The following is an 18,252-nucleotide window of genomic DNA, read 5'->3' as shown; positions in this document are numbered from 1 at the left end:
AAAGGATTAACCCAATTCCATTTCTCTGCGTTCGCCTCTGTTAAAGGTCATAACTGTCTTGTAACCTACTTCTTTGGCAAGTAGAACAGCTTGGTCATAATCCGCACCAACATGTTCAGGTACATGAGCATCCGAGGAAAGCACAATTGGCACCCCTTTATCATGACACATCTTCAATAACCGTTTATCAGGATATAGTTCCCCAACAGGCTTCCGGAGTCCCGCTGTACTAATTTCCACACATGTTTTTGAGTTGGCAAGTGCAGAGGCTGCTCGATCATATTGCTCCAATAGAAACTCTTCATCCTTCGGCACATATTTGAAAATTTTCACCAGATCTAGGTGTCCTATAATATCAAACAAATTTGACTGTGCTAAGGTGACAACTTGATCAAAATATTTGGTATATACCTCATTGGTATCCCTGAGGTCCCATTCTTTACGAAACTCAGCCAAGTCAATTCCAAAGTCTTCTACCCAATGTATGGAACCGATCACATAGTCAAAAGGATATGTATCAATAAACTTTTTCATCTCTGCGTGCTTGCCAGGTGTATAATCCATCTCTATGGACATTTTTACATTGATCCCTTCATTCCAAGCTTGCTGAAAAAGTTGATAATAATCTGCCATATCATAATATCTTCGTTCTTCCACCCATGGATTACTTAGGATATCCTTTGTTTGATAGAAATGATAGGCATGTTCTGAGATACCAAACTCGTGAATGCCTTTTTGTTGAGCTACTCTCGTAAATTGTTTCAAATAATCTAACGTTAATGTCCCTCTCTCCAGATGGTTATGATAATCAGTCAGCATAGATATATCCCCTCTCTTCTTTTTTGCTAATTATACTATTTATCCAGAGAAAGTTGGTACATATTTTCAAAAAATTCACAAATAAAAAAGATGCTAATCAGCACCTTTTTCCTCATCATTTAATAGTGGAGTACTATCTCCCAGATTGTATAAGCTGCCGTCCTGATGATCTGAATCATGATAGAACTTCTGCTCAAGTTTCATGTTTGTAGCAGTTGCTTCTTCCTGCGCCGTTAGCTTCTCTTTGGATTCCTTCTTCATTCCCTCACCCCTCCATTTTATTGTGCGGTGTACCCTCCATCCATGACAACCGCCTGGCCAGTAACACCTTTCGCCTTATCACTTGCTAAAAACAAAGCATAGTCAGCAATCTCATCTACAGATAATAAACGTTTCTGCGGTACAAGCGGATATATAACCAATTCTAATGCCTTTTCTAATGGTATATTTCTTGTGTTTGCAAGATCTTGTAACTGATTTCTAACAAGTGGAGTATCCACATAACCAGGGCATAATGCATTCACTGTAATGCCATGTTCCGCCCCTTCCAATGCGGCTACTTTCGTAAGGCCGACTACTCCATGTTTTGCACTATTATAGCCCGCTTTACCGGCAAAACCTATTAATCCGTTAATAGATGCCATGTTTAAAATTCTTCCAAATCCGTTCTTTTTCATTAAAGGAAAGACATGTTTAGTAGCCATAAATGGTGCAATGAGCATTATTTTCAACAACAACTCATATTTTTCTGTAGAGAACTCTTCAATTGGGGCAACGTGTTGCATCCCTGCATTATTTATTAAAATATCTACGGATCCAAAGTGTTCATAGGTTTGGTCCAATGCGCTCTTTATTTCTTCTTCGTTTGTCACATCACATTTAACTCCGAACACTTGATGTCCTTTGTCCTTCAATTGTTTAACTGCTTTATCAATTCCTTCTTCGTTGATATCAGAAATAGCCACTTTTGCTCCATTTTCAGCAAAACGCTCTCCAATTTCATACCCTATTCCTTGTGCTGCACCAGTGATAAATACAACTTTATTCTCAACCATCCTATTTCCTCCTTTTCATTTTACATAATCCCAATGCTTGCCATAATAATGGCTACCACAACAGCTACAGTAGGAATTAATAATGCCACAACTGCGATGTCTTTATATGAATCTTTGTGAGTAAGACCCGTTACAGCAAAAAGCGTAAGTAGTGCGCCATTATGAGGTAAAATCGAGGCGCCTGACGCAATGGCTGCTATACGGTGAAAGGCGTCGGGATTCATTCCCGTAGATTGCGCCAATTGATAATACTGATCTCCCAAAGCCTCCAATGCGATACCCATACCTCCCGATGCAGAACCTGTAATCATTGCCATTAATTGAACAGACAAAGCCTCAGAGATAAGCGGATTTCCTTTTATGCCAAGTAAAATATCCGTTAACGTTTCAAATCCTGGAGCCGCTGTTACGACTGCCCCAAAACCTACCGCAGCACTTGTATTAATGATGGCCATTACTGAACCAGATGCACCACCATTTATGGCCCCAATAAATGACTTATATTTCTTTAAATTAAAGAGCATGATCGCGAATGTTCCAACAATCAGAGAAGGAATGATGTCCCATTTAAATCCATTGAGTGTAATTACAACAATTAATAATGGGAGAAAGGACAAAATCCAGTTAGGCAACTCTTCTTCTTTAATTTGTTTTACTTCTTGGCCGCCTTTTGGCTCATCAAATGTGTCACCAGCTTTGGTTAATCTTCCTTCTCTCCACTTTAAATAGAAATAACCCCCGACAGCCATTATTAAGCCCGCTACAATACCCATAATAGGAGCTGATAAAGGCGTTGATTTAAAGTAAGGAATTGGAATAAGGTTTTGAATTTGAGGTGTTCCTGGCAAAGCAGTCATCGTAAATGTGAATGCTCCTAGAGCAAACGTACCAGGAAGCAGTTTTCTAGAAATATCCGCTTCCCTGAATAGCGCAATGGCGAGCGGATAAATGGCAAAAACCACAACAAACAAACTCACTCCGCCATATGTCAGTACAGCTGCAGCTATCAATACACCAAGAATAGCTCTCTTTTTTCCTAACAACTTAGTGATTTTAAATGCAACAGCTTGAGCTGCACCCGTGTCTTCCATCAATTTTCCAAAGATGGCACCAAGCAAAAATACCGGAAACCATTGTTTGGCAAAATCAACAAAGCCCGTCATATAGGTTTGGGTATACGCCGGTAAGAGATCCAAACCGCTTATCAACGCTACAACTGCAGATACAAGTGGAGCTATCCAAATAATGGACCAGCCGAGGTATGCTAGTAACATTAAAAGCACTAGCCCGACAATTATACTGAACATATGTACCCTCCTTTAAGGGGGAGAAATGGTATTCTTCCTATATATGGAGGTAGTATTTGCTTGTGGGATTTTAAATATGTATAAAGTAAAGGGGGGATGGGCGTTGAGATGCCTTATCTTTTACCGTTTTTGTTTTTCTGGAGGAGTTTCGGGTGGAGAGACCACTTCTCTACTACCGTTTTTGTATCTCTGGAGCAGTTTTGGGCGGTGAGACCACCTCTCTACTACCGTTTTTGTTTTTCTGCAGGAGTTTTGGGCGGAGAGATCACTTCTCTACTACCGTTTTTGTTTTTCTGGAGGAGTTTTGGGTGGAGAGATCACTTCTCTGTTACCGTTTTTGAATCTCTGGAGCAGTTTTGGGGGGAGAGACCACTTCTCTACTACCGTTTTTAAATCTCTGCAGCAGTTTTGGGCGAAGAGACCACCTCTCTACTACCGTTTTTGAATCTCTACAGGAGTTTTGGGCGGAGAGACCCCTTATCTGTTACCATTTTTGCTCTTCAAGTAACCATTCGGTCGGAGAGACACCCAAAAAAGTAAAAAGCGTGCTCATCTGCACGCTTTTTCAACTTACTCACTATAAGGAATTGGATTCGGGGAATAAGGAACGCTAACTTCTTCATTGAGTGTGATGTTCCCAATCGTCCCATTTTGAGAGGACTCAAAAACCACACCCCTTAATCCAAATTCTTTAGCTACCATCATCATCGCCTCAAGGGCAAAGATGGTTTCGTCGTTATTTTCAAGTACGCTTCGATCTGATAGCTTAATGCGAACTACCGCACCGTCACTTTCCAACGCCAACCCTTCCACTTTTACCGTATCTGGAATGGATGCCTCTAGCTTACTATAATCTGCTTGCTCTGGTGCAACGGTCATCGCTGTAAGAGCTTCTCCAATTGATAAATACCGTTCATGTCCGGCTACAAGTAAAGGTAGACTACCTATATGATATTTGAAATAAGCCCTCTTGTTTTTTGCCTCTAACTCTACCGGGCTATCATATACATTATTGCCAATTTCCACACTTTTTGTTGATCCATTGTTACTAAACAAAATATGAGTATAGTTAGTACTGAAAGTATCACTAAGTTCTTTAAAGAAGAGATCACCTTGATAGGTTGCTAATCCTTTAGCCATATCAGTTACATCTAGTATCGGCATAGGATTTGCTAACCCTATGTCCCCTTCTGATATTTTTACATTGTCATTAATAATAGGAGATTCAGTTCCATACTCCTCATATGCAATTGTCCCTCGGACTTTATTGAGAGCATCCACGTACGTGTCTTTTCCCACACGAGGAACGATTACTGTCAATGGAGTAGTAGAACCACCGTATTCAAAGTTATCCGCTTCACTCAATGACACCCCTATGGTAACGGCGTACTCTGACTCTACATTAAACGAAGATGTAACAAAACTCTTTCCTTCTGCTGTATTGATCTCCGCTGCAGCAAAGTCACTTGCTTCTTCAGTCTCCTTCATCTCTGTTGAAGAAACTTCCTCTTCCTCTATTGCTTCCCTACTGGTGTCTGCCGCTGAATCATCTAACGTTTCATCTACATTCATGGTCGCCATGTCCATACTTTCTTCTGAACTATTATCAGAACCACTTAAGCTCATGTCAAATTGCATGTTATTGATGAACATCGGTGCCACTATGGCGAAAAGGACTAAAGCAGCAAGCAATGCAAAAGCAGGTACTATTTTTGACCGGCGCGGGGAATTTGATAGTTTCGGTTGTATTTCTTTATATATTTGTTTTGGATCTCGATCATCTTTCATTTTGGGCATTTGCCTTAACAGCTTTTCCATTTGGTCTTCATCATTATGACGCATTGCTGTTTCCTCCTTTCTCTTGAAGTTCTTCCATATATGCCTTCAAGACCTTTAAGGCTCTATGTTGAGTTGTTTTCACCTTACTTTCCGTCCAGCCAAGAATATGGGCTGTTTCTTGAATAGAAAGGGCTTGTATGTACCGCAGGACGAGGACTAGTCTGTGATCGACTTTACACTTATCCAAGCACCGGTACATTTGTTGAACTTGTTCATTTTGTACGGCTATCTCTTCAGGTAGAGGAGCGTGATCTGTGACCTGTTGCTTATTCCAGTCAAAAGTTTCAAGTAGTTTGTTTTTCCATCCTTTTTGTTTGCGAAAGGAATCAATGGCAACATGCTTGGCAATAGAAAACAGCCAGGTCTTTTCGCTGCTCTTCCCTTCAAAACGATCATAGGAACGTAAAACTTTTATATAAACTTCTTGAACGAGGTCTTCCGCTTGCTCCTTGTTGTTCACCATGTAATATAAGAATTGATAAACATCCTGGTGATATTTTTCATAGAGCTCTTGAAAAACGGTATTCATAGTTTCCCTCCGTTCATTTCATTAGTCGTTTATTATAGTAAGAAAGTTACATTACAAATATATTACTAAAATTACAATTTAACTAGGGTTATATGGTAATTATTTCTTATAGATTATTATCTGTAATATAAGTATAAGGGATGTCCATATAGGATTGTAGGGATTTTTGTAGGCTTTTCCTAAGAGGTTTCATACATATTTCGACCTATTTTCGTATTAAGTGATATATGAAGACACCTTTGTTGATTTCCGCAAGGACCTTACCAAAGAAAAAATAAAAGCGCCAATCTAATTGATTTGGCGCTGGGATATTATTTCTTGTACGTGCTGCTCATTTGATATTGTGACACGCTCTCTTTTCTTTTTATTATAAAGGAAGCTCGTTCATTTAAAAGTTTGGAAAGTATCGGATAGAGAATGATAAAAAATACGACGTTTCCTATTGCATGGTTGATATCAAATGGAAGCCCGGCCAGATAATAAGGCAGAAAAGGAAATCCGCCGACTATCATGTTTTGAATGGAAAAAACTAAACCGAAAAAGAGCCCGCAAAGTCCAGCATAGATGGAAAGAATGAATACTGGTATTTTTTTAAACCAGATGCCGATTGCTCCACTTAACAATCCAATAACAGACCATGCAAATATTTGTGTAAATGTCCACATGCCAGTGCCCAGAACAAGGTTCGTTGCAAAGGTGGTGCCTACTGCAAGAATCACACCTGAAACTGGCCCCATCCAGAAAGCACATATTATGATGATTGCTGTGACTGGCTGTACGTTAGGAACGGAGGCGAAGACAATTCTTCCAACCACACATAATGCTATTAGAACACCTAGCAAAGCTATTTTTCTGGTTGCCATCATTATTCCACCTTTTGGTAATCAAAATGAACTTCGTCGTTCTCCTCTAGCACGTAATCACTTGCCCCGACCATTAGACTTTCACCGTTAACGGATATATTCCAGTAATAATCAGACTCTTCTTCGGACCCTAGGCCGTCAATTCCGACGATGAAGTCTCCTCCAAATCCAGTAGTAAGATCAAAGTTTCGGTCCATAACATCCATTAAGGACTCACCTTCTTCAAACTCAACTGTTTCTTCACTAATGACTTCATCACCTTGATTAGTCAGTTTAATGCTTGTAGATAATTTGCTCTCTTGTTGTTCTTGATTTTCTGCAGGTGTTTCATTATTCGCTGTTTGATTTGTTTCATTACTAGCATTAGCACACCCTGTCATTGCAAGAGTTAATGTGAGTAATAGTGTAAGTAAAAGTTTTTTCATCTGTTTTTCCCCTTATGTAAGAAATTTTGTCATGCAAGTAGAATCGTGAAATGAAATTTTCTCCCCCTACCTTTACCCCTGGATGCCTCAATCAATGTGTTGAGCAAAAACAAAAAACCTCACCCAATTCAGGATGAGGTAAAAAACGGCAATGTCATAATACGACAAAAAAGACGGATTTCTGCCGTTTCTCCTACTCAACCCCCGAAGTATTGAAACTGGTATCATAATTGGCAGGTCTACTGACTTATGCTTCTTCCTACTTTGAGCCTTCCCATATGGGGACCTAGTTCTTAAGCCCGTTCATACAGTGGTCATCTCATTTCGTCCACATTTACAGTTGCGGGGACAGTTTTGGCATCGCACCAAATTCCCTATTAAGTCACAAAAGTGACACCAACTATTTCATATCGCTATTCAATTCGCTATGATTCATATTACAAGATATGTCTGGTCTTGACAAGATAATGTTTCATAGAAAACAAGATTTTTCGCTACAGGTCTCCATTTTGAGAGTGTTTTTGCGGAATATACATGGAAAATGTCGTTCCCTCGTTCTCTTTTGAATGAACGGAAATGGTACCACGGTGAGCTTCAATAATATTTTTTACAATAGCCAGACCCAAACCTGTTCCAGCACGGCCTCTTGTCCGAGCCTTATCAGCTTTATAGAAACGTTCAAAAACAAAAGGCAGGTCTTCTTCAGGAATTCCGTGGCCTGAATCTTTTACATCTATTTTGACACCGTTATTTATCAATTTTGCATGAATGGTAATGGTCCCACCATCGGCTGTATGGCGAATCGCATTGTCCACTAGATTCGTCATTACCTGTTCCATACGGTCCACATCCATTTGGATTGCGCCTTCACCATCTACATGAGACTGCAACACAATTGACTTCTCTTTTGCAAGTCCTTGAAACTTTCTGGTTATTTTTTCGACAAAAGCGACAATATTGGCTTTCTCATAGTTCAATGATATATGACCTGCTTCCATTCTTGCCAAATCAAGTAAATCATTTACGAGGCGGCCCATCCTGAGGGATTCATCATAAATAACAGAAGCTAACTCTTTTTTCTCTTCATCTGTTCCGGCTATATCATCCACAATCGCTTCGCTGTAGCCTTGGAGCATGGAAATGGGGGTACGCAATTCATGAGACACATTGGCAATAAAGTCTTTACGAAGTTTGTCTAGCCTTCTCTCTTCCGTCATATCTCGGATTACGGCAACTGCACCTCGAATATGGGTTTGTGTATATAATGGACTCATTACAATAACCCACGTACGCCCTTGATAGGTTAATTCAATAGTTTGTTCTTTTTCAACAGATATCGCCCGTTGGAACATTTCTTTCACTTCTCCAGGCAGGTCTTCCCCGCTGGCATTGCCTTCTTGGTAGAACCAGGCTTGCAAAAACTTCTCCGCAGGGGGGTTCGTTACAAGAATGGTGCCATCTCTGTTTAAGGTGATAACCCCATCCGCCATACTGCTAAGAATGTTGGCCAAATGTTCCTTCTCTTGGTTCAATGCATTAATATTAAATTTAAGTTGTCGTCCCATTTGATTAAAAGCCATTCCAAGTTCTCCAATTTCATCTGAAGTTAATATTGGAACCTTAGTATCAAACTTTCCTCTTGCTACTTCGAACGCAGCCTCTCGCATATTACGCAGCGGTGCTGTTATCCTTGTAGATAAGAAGAAGGCGAAAATAGTCGTTAAGAAGATCGCAAAACCTGCGGCAAGCAAAATGAGTTTTGTTGTTTGCTTGGTTGTTTCTTTAATTGCAAGCAATGACTGATAAACAAACACAGCTCCATCTTTATCCTCATTGATATGCAAGGGAATACCGACGATCATGACTTCGCCTTGCATTTCATCTGTGATTTGAAAATCAGGCAGGTATGTTTTTTTCGTCACGATAGGCTGATCTTCAAACACAAGGGAAAGGTCCGGGTCGTTTAGGAAGAATTCAGCCGGCAGATGGTCAAATTGAGATGTCGGGGAATGAGAGTACTCCCCTTTGTCTGTAAAAATGACCACCCGAGATACTTCATCTACGAGTTCCCATGCTATAGATTTGGATTGCTCCATGTCTTCATGTTGTTCAAGGATTAACGAAATCTTGCTTGCTGCCTGCGTCAAATCCTTCTCCGCTTCCTGCACATGATAATTCTCAAAGAACTCTAGCAAAAGAATAGTTAAAACAAATAATACAAATGAAACTAAGAGTAACACGGTAAGCCAAAGCTTACCAACTACACTTCTCCAAATCATGATTCATTGCCAACCTCAAATTTATAGCCTACGCCCCATACTGTTACAATCATTTTGGAGGCTGGTTCAGACACTTTGTTCAGCTTCTCGCGAAGACGTTTTACATGCGTGTCGACTGTTCGTAAATCTCCAAAAAATTCGTATTGCCATACTTCTTTTAACAGCTGTTCGCGGTCGAAAACTTTGTCCGGAGATTTTGCCAGGAAGTATAGTAGCTCATATTCTTTAGGAGTAAGATTTATTTCTTTTCCTTCTGATGTTACTCTGTGTGCATCATTATCGATGGTCAGATGAGGGAAGACAATGACATCCTTTGTTGTTGTTTCCGTAGTCAAGAAGGTGGTGCTAGAAGAACGACGTAATAACGCTTTCACTCTAAGCACTACTTCCCTTGGGCTGAAGGGTTTTACAATATAGTCGTCTGTTCCCATTTCAAAACCTTGTACTCTGTTTGTCTCTTCTCCTTTGGCTGTAAGCATAATGATTGGGGTGGCCTTTTTTTCCCTGATTTCTTTGCACACTTCCATACCATCCATACCAGGCATCATCACATCCAACAGGATGACATCGTATTCTTTTTCAAGTGCCAGCTCTAGCGCAGTGTTTCCATTATCAGCTTCTTCAATAACGTAATTTTCTCTTTCTAGGTACATTTTCAACAATCTTCTAATACGGTCCTCATCGTCCACTACAAGAATTCTCACTTCTTTTTCCATTTTCCTTAAACCCCCTTTGGATATCTGTAAGAAAAGCCCTCACAATATTGTGAAGGCAGGTTATTTGTTTTACATTGCATAGGAATGAAGACCAGCAATGATTAAGTTAACGCCGATTAAGTTGAACAGGATAATCGCAAAACCAACAAGCGTGAGCCATGCGGATTTTTCGCCTTCCCATCCTTTAGAGAGACGTAAATGTAGGTATCCTGCATAAAATAACCATGTTATGAACGCCCATACTTCTTTAGGATCCCAAGCCCAGAATCTTGACCAGGCTATTTGAGCCCAAATCGCGGCAAAAATAAGTCCACCGAGTGTGAAAACTGGGAAACCAATTGTTACTGCCCGATACCCGATTTCATCTACCACATCAAGATTCACCTTAGCTACTGCAGGCTTTAATGCTTTTCCAATTGGTTTTCTAAGGACTACTCTAAATAATAGGTACAGTAATGCTCCTCCAAGAAGAGACCATATTACTGTGTTAAGTTTTACTGTATTAATCCAAGGAGAAAGATTGACAAGGGAATCCATTCTGTTTTCCGTCAGCAATTCCCCTTCATTAGGCCCTACAATTGGATATAAGTTATATGCTACCTGTTCTTGTTTCCCATCTTTGTTGATATAAGAAAACTGCGCTTCGTAATCCGCTGCGCCGAACCCAATGGAGATAAGTATAAAGCCTAGGAAAGAAATTAACACATATAGGGTAAATTCAACCCAGAAAGGTTTTTGTCCCTTTTTACTATAATCTACCACTTTCACTAAATAAATTAAACCTGCTGCAAAACTGACAGACAGAATTGCAATTCCTAGTGCTACCGTTGATACGTGAATGGCAAGCCAATGACTTTGGAGTGCTGGTATCAATGGAGAGATATCGCTTGGAAACATTGCTGCATAAGCAATCAATAGCAATGCTATTGGCAGAGTGAAAACTCCAAGTGTACTAGTTTTATATATGAAATAAATGACGATAAAAGCCAATACCATCATCATGCCAAAGAAGGTTGTAAATTCGAAAAGATTACTTACAGGTGCATGTCCTCCAGCAATCCAACGGGTAATAAAATAGCCTAGTTGAGCTGTAAAACCTAGGATTGTAATAAAAATTCCTATTTTCGCGGCTTTATTCCCTTTTTTCCCACGGATGGCCCCACCGAAGAAGGCTGTACCAATCAGATAAAGTATAAATGCAGTATATAGCAAATTACCACTTAGCTGAGCCATTATTATGCCTCCTCATTCTTTTCTATCTTCTGTTCCTGCGCTTTTTCTGCTTCAACTTGATCGACAGGAATAGTAATAGAAGTATTTTCTAACGCTTTATTAATTTCATTTTTTAACCCAAACCAGTTCTTGTTGGTATGACCTGCTAACATAATTTCATTTCCGTTCCTTCTAATCCAAACACGACGGTGATTCCAATACATTCCTTGAATGACACCAATCATGAAGATGGCTCCACCTGTGCCTAGTATCCATAAAGTCAGGTCTTTTCGAACAGTCAATCCGGATACATTGCGGGTTTCTACTCCAGCGAATGTCATCTTATTCTGGTTTGTACCATTAGGTTCAATGTTTTGTCGTATTGCTACAAGTGCAATTTCCCCTTCAGGTGTCTCAGGTGTTATCATTCTGAAAACAAATGCAGGATTATTTGGTACCCGAGTTTTTGTTGCTGGTTCTCCACCCTCTAAAGTGAAATCTGGAAAGTAGTTTACCAATTCCACAGACACGCCTTCACCAAGGTCGTATGTTTCTTGCGGATTTAGCAAGTCCACTTTTATAGGACCAAAACTTTCACCAGTGTCCTTGTTTTCAAGGTTGAATGACATGCTCTTAAATTCGTTTAACTTATAGTCTACCTGATAGAGCGCATAGTTATCATGTTTCAAAGGTTGATTTACTTGAACGGCATGCTCTTTTACTTTTTCAAGTTCGGGTTCAGCCCCGACAATATATTCTCCTTTGCGCTCATATAATACGGCGTTAGTTTGGAAGTTACTCGCAATGGCATCTTCACCCGCTCTAGAGATAGCGGAATTAAATATTTCGTCAGATGATTCACTATTATACGTTTCAAAAATAAAGCCTTCATTTTTCAAATAATATTGACCACCGGTTCCAGGGATAAGCTCTGTCTCCCCTTCACGCACCCAAACCGTTTCGTCTACATACATACCTGGGAAAAACCGAAGCATAGCACCAATAAGGAAGATGATGATCCCTATATGGTTCACATATGGACCCCATCTGGAAAATCGATTTTTCTCTGCTAAAATGTTTCCATCTTCTTCTCTTACGTTAAACTTACGCTTAAGTAGGCCTTGCTTAGCTTTTTCAATATCCTCACTTGGATCTTTATCTACAACAGTTATCCCATATACACGCTGGCGTTTCATAAAGCTCTCATGTCTTGTCACCTTTTGTGTTTTCAGCGATTTATGTAAAGGGATAAATCGGTCTAAACTAGCAATAACTAAGGAAATTCCTAAACCTGCAATCAATAGCATATACCACCATGACCCGTATAGATCATGAAAACCTAACGTATAATACAACTTTCCTGCAAACCCGTATTCCTGCTCATAGTAAATTTCAGCTGGAATTGCCTGATTGATATAATCTTTTTGTGGAAAAATGGTTCCGATGGAAGAGGCAACTAGAATGATAAAGATGATCCAGATACCAACTTTTACAGATGAAAAGAAATTCCATACTTTATCTATAATTGTTTTGTTATAGGTCTGTGAACGTCTAGCACTACCCTCATAGCGCATATCCAATAGTTTTTCCTTACTTTGATCATTTTCCGTCGGTTTTCCGCACGCTTCACAAAGTATAGTACCCTCTGGATTTATGTGTCCACATTCACATTTTATTTCATTCATTCGTAAAACTCCCTATTATTCCGGTTTAATCATTTCCATGAATTCTTTAACTTCTTCCTCTGTTAAATCACCTGAGTGTTTTTTTACGATCTTGCCGTTCTCATCCAGAAGAATAGTCGTCGGTAATGGTAAAATTCCGTAGGCCTGTCTTACTTGGTCACGCTTATCCATCGGGATAGGAAAAGTTAGCCCATGACGATCTCTGAACTTCTCGACTGCCAGGTTCGTTTCTCTGATATTTACAGCAAGTACTTCTACGCCTTGGTCTTTAAATGCTTGATATTGATTTTCCATATAAGGCATTTCTCTTTCACACGGCTTACACCATGTTCCCCAGAAATTAAGGAACACACCTTTTCCACGGTAATCTGAAAGCATCACTTCATTACCTTCAAGATCGGTAAGTACAAAATTTGGTGCCTCATCTCCCACATCCACTATTTCTTTGGATTGGAAGAAGTTTGTATACATGGTATATCCGATTGCTACTAAAAGAATCAATAGTATGCTTGTCCGCATCAGCAAACGTTTCTTTTTATTCATATACATACTCTCCTAAAACTGAGACATTTCATCCTTGTTATTATAACATTTACTACTTTTTGCATAGATAATAGAATATGAAGGTTTTGTGACTGAAAAACATAGGTTCCCTTACACCTGGTGCCAGCAACAAACAAAAGCGGAAGCTGCCCTATAAGCTTCCTCCGCTTTCACTACTATTTTTTCGGTTTTGTCGCCATCACACGAAGCTGCTTCACTTCATGCGGAGTCAACTCTCTTGCTTCGCCCGCAGACAGTCCATGCAAGTTCAAGAAACCATAACGCTCCCTTTTCAGTTTCATGACCGGATGGCCGATCGCTTCAAACATACGACGAACCTGTCTGTTACGGCCTTCATGAATGCTAATTTCAAAGATAGATGTGTTCTTCGTTCTCTCCATGGAAAGCAACTTAATTCGAGCTGGTGCCGTCTTGCCGTCCTCTAGCTTGATACCCTTTTCCAGACTTTTAATAGCTTCTCTTGTAGGAATTCCTTTTAGCTTTGCTACATAGACCTTTTCTACTTCTGAAGTGGGATGCATTAGTGCATTGGCAAACTCACCGTCATTGGTCATTAGCAACAACCCGGAAGTATCATAATCTAGTCTACCAACAGGATAAATGCGCTCCTCAATGTATGGAAAGAAATCAGTCGCTACTTTTCTACCTTTGTCGTCACTAACACTGGAGATAACGCCTCTTGGTTTATATAGTAAGAAGTAAACTGGTTCCTCGCGTTCAACTGGAATTCCTTCTACTTCAATTTTGTCATTTGGGGTAACTTTTACGCCTAGTTCTTTTACCACTTTATCATTAACTTTTACTTTGCCTTCTTTTATCAATTCTTCTGCTTTTCTTCTGGACGCAATTCCTGCGTGTGCAATTACTTTTTGTAACCGTTCCATATCTTTCACCTCATTCAACATCTTACCTGACTTTCACAATAAAAGCCAAGATTTCTCTACTTCTATGATTCCCAATGTTTGCAAACTCTAATTATACCTGTTGTTGTTTGCAAAAAGAAAGAGGAAATAATAGATAACTGTATTTGGCCCAATAAGTTAGGGAAAAACCAAGACAAAGCACCGTTCCTCTTTTAGTTGCTGGTTATGCGCCGCTGTTCCTTTCCGCAAATGGCTTTGCTTTCCGCGGGACGGTGCTTGAGCCTCCTCGCTGCGCTGCGGGGTCTCAATCTACCGTTACTCCCCCGCTGGAGTCTTCACCATTTTCTCCAAGACATCTGAAAATTACATAAACTATACGTTGATGCTTATTTAATTATCACAATTATTGCTTTTCATATAGCCTTCAATAAATGTTGTTTCCTTGTTGATTGGAGTGGAAGGCGCGCAGATGCCAGCGGGAGGAAGAGACAGGCTAATAACCCGAAAAGGAGGAAGCCACGGAAAATCGATAACGTTAAGTTTCTAATAATTCCTAGCTGTTGATTAGAGCAAAAGGCGAAGACTCCTAGAAAATGCTACGCATTTTCTTCGTGCGATGTTTTGCTACCGAAGCCTTCCTTGTCCTGAGGGAGATAGCGCTAGGTGGAGACCCCGCAGTCGTAGCCGAGGAGACTTCAGCAGCGCCCTAGGAAAGCGAAGCCATTTGCGGAAATCAACAGCGGTGTCTTAACAACATCTAAAATCAAAGACTGATTAGAGCATTATCCTTTCAAATCGGATGGAAAGGAACGTGTTAGGGGACTTTTTCATATCCAAAATGTAAATAATTATCATAGCCGTCTGAAAGGTTGGATGGACCGTTTTAATGGTGTGGAAACTAAATACCTCGACCCTTATTTGGGCTGGTTTCAGTTCCTGGACCTAATCAGATTCCGTAACGATTCTACAATGGTAAGCAAAATGATTATTGATAGTTGCTTGTTCACAATAAATGTTACGAATCGCACGCTCAGACTATCTGGTTTCAGGTTATAATATGGTCAACTGCTTAGTTACTCAAATAAGAAAGGTGGTTATTTAATGAAGAACTGGATTCCGTTTTCTGACCAAGAATACGACCAAATTTGGGACAGGATATATAGAGATATTAAATTCGAACCAAGTTTGTCTAACTTCCCGTCATTTCAGGTGCCGTATCCTTTTATAACATATAATATTTCCGATTATTTCGGGGGTTCGGCAGATTTAGATGCTTATGATGACCTTGAAGAAAATGCGTTAGATGCATTTATAGAGACCACATTAGTGGACGAATATATACTGGCACTCGATTGGCAACACGAATGTTATTGGGTAAATCCACGCTTAGAATTCGAAAAGGATGAATTCGGAGAATGGACAATACCAATCTTTCCGAATGGTGATTACTATTTCTTTATCCAGAAGGATTTTAAATGGGGCTATTTAGGAAACCCTTGGGAAAGAAGTATAACTATATTTGGAAAAGAATTAATAAATGCTTTTGAAAAGCACAAGCCAAAAATGTTTCATAAGATTTTAAGACAAGGCTAATTTATTACCTATATTAAGGTCCCAAATTGGGTCCCTTATCTTTTGAGAAAATCAACACTATTATTTCACAGAACAAAAAAAATAAAAACGCCGAGATTTGCCTCGGCGCAAAATAATTACATTGCAAAGAAAATGGTAACGACTAAGATAGATACAATTATACCGACTACATCCGCCAGCAAACCTACTTTCAAAGCATCCCCCATCTTCTTAATACCAACTGCCCCAAAATAAACCGTAATGACATACAACGTAGTATCGGTACTCCCTTGGAGTACCGAAGCTAACCTGCCCATAAATGAATCTGGTCCGTAGGTTGCTATCATATCTGTCGTCATACCAAGGGCTGCTGTACCTGATATAGGTCGGATGATGGAAAGTGGAACTATTTCAGCAGGAACGCCAATTGCCTGCATGGCCGGTCTGACAAATTCTACGAGAAAATCCAATGCACCGGAAGCCCTGAAGATGGAGATGGCAACCAACATCCCAACTAAGAATGGAACGATAGATATCGCTATCTTGATTCCTTCTTTTCCTCCTTCAACAAAGGTTTCGTAAGTAGGAACTTTTTTAAACGTAGCATACAAGAGAATGAACCCAATAATTAGAGGTATCATCCATAAGGATATGAGCGAAATGAGTTGCATGGTCTACCTCCTTTTCGCCATTCGCCGGTAATAGAATAATCGGTCGATGGTAATGGCTGCGATAGTGGAGCAAAGTGTCGCAACCAGGGTAGGGCCGACTATTTCTGTAGGAGAAGCAGATCCATAGTTCATTCTGATGGCAATGACCGTGGTAGGAATCAAGGTAAGACTTGATGTATTTATAGCTAAAAATGTAATCATAGAACGGCTTGCTTCTATTTTCCCACCGTTCAGCTCCCTAAGTTGTTCCATCGCTTTTATACCCATTGGAGTAGCAGCATTACCAAGGCCGAACATATTAGCAATCATATTAGAAAGCATATAGCCCATTGCAGGATGATCTGGTGGTACCTCCGGAAAAATCCTTCGAACCACTGGTTTAAAGAGAGATGCTAATTTTTCAAGAAGTCCCGCTTCCTGAGCAATCCTCATTAGTCCCAGCCAGAAAACTAGGATACTGATAAAACCGATGCAAATCGTTACCGCTTCCTTTGCACCTGTAAATATTGCTTCGTTCACTTTATCCATCGTTCCATTAATCATCGCAAACAAGATTCCGATAATGGTCATGGCCACCCAAATAATATTTACCATGGGGTCTTTCCTGCCATACTGAAAAAGATATTCTTGAAGATGCTCCAGAAACCGCCTTCCTTTTCTTGTTTTTGTTCGAAGTAAATCGGTGTTTCCACAACAGCCTCATCATGGATAATTATTGTATACTCCCCTACCACTTCCGGTACATTTTTCTCATCTTTCCACTCTTTTTTTGGTTTTTCTAAAGTAACCTTAATTCTTACATTTTCTCTTTCCTTTTTCGTCATAGGATATTTCACATCACGGGAGAGGGAGACCTTCCCTTTATAGAATTCATCTTTCACATTGTCGAGTTCTCCCTTTTCCGCAATATCATACAATTTATAGTCTGTAAAAGCCCGGTTAAACATATAAATATGATCTTTCCAATCATCCGGTCCATTCAATGTCACTGCAATAACATCTAATCCATCTTTTGTGGCGGTCGTAATAAGGGTCCGCTTTGCCCGCTTTGTATATCCCGTTTTACCACCTGTTGCGTATTCGTACATACCTGTCACTAACCGGTGTTTATTAGTCCAACTCCTGTCCCATGACTCACCAGGGGCAGCAGGTGCTCTGTACACTTTAGTGCCTGCGACTTCTTTGAATTTATCATTTTCCATGGCATATCTAGTCAATAGAGCCATGTCGAATGCTGTAGAGTAATGGTTCTCATGGTCATCCAAACCATGTGGATTAGCAAATTCTGTGTTGGTCATACCAAGCTCTGCTGCTTTTTCGTTCATCATGAATACAAAGCCTTCCAAACTTCCTCCAACATGTTCGGCTATGGCAACAGCAGAGTCATTTCCAGAACGGAGCATCAACCCATAAACGAGATGTTCCAGTTTAATTTTTTCTCCTGGTTTCAAGTACAGGGACGAGCCTTCTGCACGAACAGCTTTATCACTGACCTTCACAATTTCATCCAGTTTTCCGGATTCAATTGCCAGGATTGCTGTCATGACCTTGGTGATACTGGCAATTCTCTCCTTTTCATGTGCATCCTTTTCGTAAATGATCCTGCCGCTTTCCTGTTCAATCAAGACTGCATTTCGAGCACTGACCCCTACTTGTTCTGCAAATACATTTATGGGTATGCATATGGAGAAAATCAGCAGCGAAGCTAACGCAATGCTGAACATTTTTCTTTTGAGAGACATCCAATCCCATCCCTTATCTATTTTTGTACAAGTTTATGCACAACCTGTCCTAGATTATGAGTGGTTTTTATGTCGATTGGATGGAAAAGAAAAAGAGAAGCCTGGGCTCCC

General features: G+C 40.0%; 18 protein-coding genes, 1 pseudogene and 1 riboswitch. Of the genes and pseudogenes, 2 read left to right on the top strand and 17 right to left on the bottom strand.

Annotated elements, in window-relative coordinates:
- Window positions 1–6 precede the first annotated feature (6 nt).
- From HF078_RS13180 to rluB, 14 genes are all read right to left on the bottom strand, one after another.
- Window positions 7–819, bottom strand: coding sequence for a histidinol-phosphatase (locus tag HF078_RS13180; RefSeq protein WP_169291570.1), 813 nt, complete (start codon window positions 817–819; stop codon window positions 7–9).
- A 93-nt stretch (window positions 820–912) separates the two neighbouring features.
- Window positions 913–1,080, bottom strand: a complete 168-nt coding sequence (locus HF078_RS13175) for a hypothetical protein (RefSeq protein WP_169291569.1) — start codon at window positions 1,078–1,080, stop codon at window positions 913–915.
- A gap of 17 nt (window positions 1,081–1,097) precedes the next feature.
- On the bottom strand, window positions 1,098–1,874 hold the full coding sequence (locus HF078_RS13170; protein WP_169291568.1) for a 3-hydroxybutyrate dehydrogenase: 777 nt from the start codon (window positions 1,872–1,874) through the stop codon (window positions 1,098–1,100).
- Between the two features lie 20 nt (window positions 1,875–1,894).
- Entirely contained in the window at window positions 1,895–3,181 is a 1,287-nt protein-coding gene (locus HF078_RS13165) for a GntP family permease (protein WP_169291567.1), read from the bottom strand.
- A 570-nt stretch (window positions 3,182–3,751) separates the two neighbouring features.
- Window positions 3,752–5,023 carry a hypothetical protein gene (locus HF078_RS13160; protein WP_169291566.1) on the bottom strand — a complete coding sequence of 424 codons (1,272 nt, stop codon included), beginning with the start codon at window positions 5,021–5,023 and terminating at the stop codon, window positions 3,752–3,754.
- Window positions 5,013–5,549, bottom strand: coding sequence for an RNA polymerase sigma factor SigX (gene sigX, locus HF078_RS13155; RefSeq protein WP_168864157.1), 537 nt, complete (start codon window positions 5,547–5,549; stop codon window positions 5,013–5,015). The genes HF078_RS13160 and sigX overlap by 11 nt, the downstream gene beginning before the upstream one ends.
- A 311-nt stretch (window positions 5,550–5,860) precedes the next feature.
- The gene (locus HF078_RS13150; protein ID WP_240951750.1) at window positions 5,861–6,415 is read right to left on the bottom strand and encodes an ECF transporter S component; all 555 of its coding nucleotides are present in this window, start codon (window positions 6,413–6,415) and stop codon (window positions 5,861–5,863) included.
- Window positions 6,415–6,837 (bottom strand): DUF4430 domain-containing protein, encoded by a 423-nt coding sequence (locus HF078_RS13145; protein ID WP_169291565.1) that lies wholly within the window; start codon window positions 6,835–6,837, stop codon window positions 6,415–6,417. Before HF078_RS13145 ends, HF078_RS13150 begins: the two co-directional genes overlap by 1 nt.
- Window positions 6,838–7,052: 215 nt before the next feature.
- Window positions 7,053–7,253, bottom strand: a riboswitch (cobalamin riboswitch).
- Window positions 7,254–7,331: 78 nt separating this feature from the next.
- A complete protein-coding gene (locus tag HF078_RS13140; protein ID WP_169291564.1) occupies window positions 7,332–9,116 on the bottom strand; it encodes an ATP-binding protein in 1,785 nt (594 codons plus the stop codon).
- Complete coding sequence (locus HF078_RS13135) at window positions 9,113–9,832, bottom strand: response regulator transcription factor (RefSeq protein WP_060667004.1); 720 nt, start codon at window positions 9,830–9,832, stop codon at window positions 9,113–9,115. The genes HF078_RS13140 and HF078_RS13135 overlap by 4 nt, the downstream gene beginning before the upstream one ends.
- A 69-nt stretch (window positions 9,833–9,901) precedes the next feature.
- Window positions 9,902–11,065, bottom strand: a complete 1,164-nt coding sequence (gene ccsB, locus HF078_RS13130) for a c-type cytochrome biogenesis protein CcsB (protein ID WP_169291563.1) — start codon at window positions 11,063–11,065, stop codon at window positions 9,902–9,904.
- Window positions 11,066–11,067: 2 nt separating this feature from the next.
- The gene (gene resB / locus HF078_RS13125; RefSeq protein WP_169291562.1) at window positions 11,068–12,729 is read right to left on the bottom strand and encodes a cytochrome c biogenesis protein ResB; all 1,662 of its coding nucleotides are present in this window, start codon (window positions 12,727–12,729) and stop codon (window positions 11,068–11,070) included.
- Window positions 12,730–12,744: 15 nt separating this feature from the next.
- Window positions 12,745–13,272 (bottom strand): thiol-disulfide oxidoreductase ResA, encoded by a 528-nt coding sequence (resA, locus tag HF078_RS13120; RefSeq protein WP_169291561.1) that lies wholly within the window; start codon window positions 13,270–13,272, stop codon window positions 12,745–12,747.
- Between the two features lie 176 nt (window positions 13,273–13,448).
- On the bottom strand, window positions 13,449–14,177 hold the full coding sequence (rluB, locus tag HF078_RS13115) for a 23S rRNA pseudouridine(2605) synthase RluB (protein ID WP_169291560.1): 729 nt from the start codon (window positions 14,175–14,177) through the stop codon (window positions 13,449–13,451).
- A gap of 753 nt (window positions 14,178–14,930) precedes the next feature.
- Here rluB and HF078_RS13110 point away from each other — a divergent pair.
- Window positions 14,931–15,212 (top strand): annotated as a pseudogene (locus HF078_RS13110) (IS1595 family transposase); the annotation flags it as partial.
- Between the two features lie 45 nt (window positions 15,213–15,257).
- Window positions 15,258–15,749, top strand: coding sequence for a DUF2716 domain-containing protein (locus HF078_RS13105; RefSeq protein WP_169291559.1), 492 nt, complete (start codon window positions 15,258–15,260; stop codon window positions 15,747–15,749).
- 116 nt (window positions 15,750–15,865) lie between these two features.
- On the opposite strand, the gene HF078_RS13100 is transcribed toward HF078_RS13105, so the two are convergent.
- The 3 genes from HF078_RS13100 to HF078_RS13090 are packed head-to-tail and all read right to left on the bottom strand — an operon-like array spanning window position 15,866 to window position 18,141.
- Window positions 15,866–16,399, bottom strand: coding sequence for a spore maturation protein (locus HF078_RS13100; protein WP_169291558.1), 534 nt, complete (start codon window positions 16,397–16,399; stop codon window positions 15,866–15,868).
- A 3-nt stretch (window positions 16,400–16,402) separates the two neighbouring features.
- Window positions 16,403–16,993, bottom strand: coding sequence for a nucleoside recognition domain-containing protein (locus HF078_RS13095; RefSeq protein WP_148988313.1), 591 nt, complete (start codon window positions 16,991–16,993; stop codon window positions 16,403–16,405).
- Entirely contained in the window at window positions 16,987–18,141 is a 1,155-nt protein-coding gene (locus HF078_RS13090; protein ID WP_169291557.1) for a D-alanyl-D-alanine carboxypeptidase family protein, read from the bottom strand. Before HF078_RS13090 ends, HF078_RS13095 begins: the two co-directional genes overlap by 7 nt.
- Between the last annotated feature and the right edge of the window lie 111 nt (window positions 18,142–18,252).

This window comes from Bacillus sp. RO2 (genome assembly GCF_012911845.1).
Taxonomy (GTDB): domain Bacteria; phylum Bacillota; class Bacilli; order Bacillales; family Bacillaceae_I; genus Sutcliffiella_A.
This window is presented reverse-complemented; position numbering and strand designations above follow the sequence as displayed.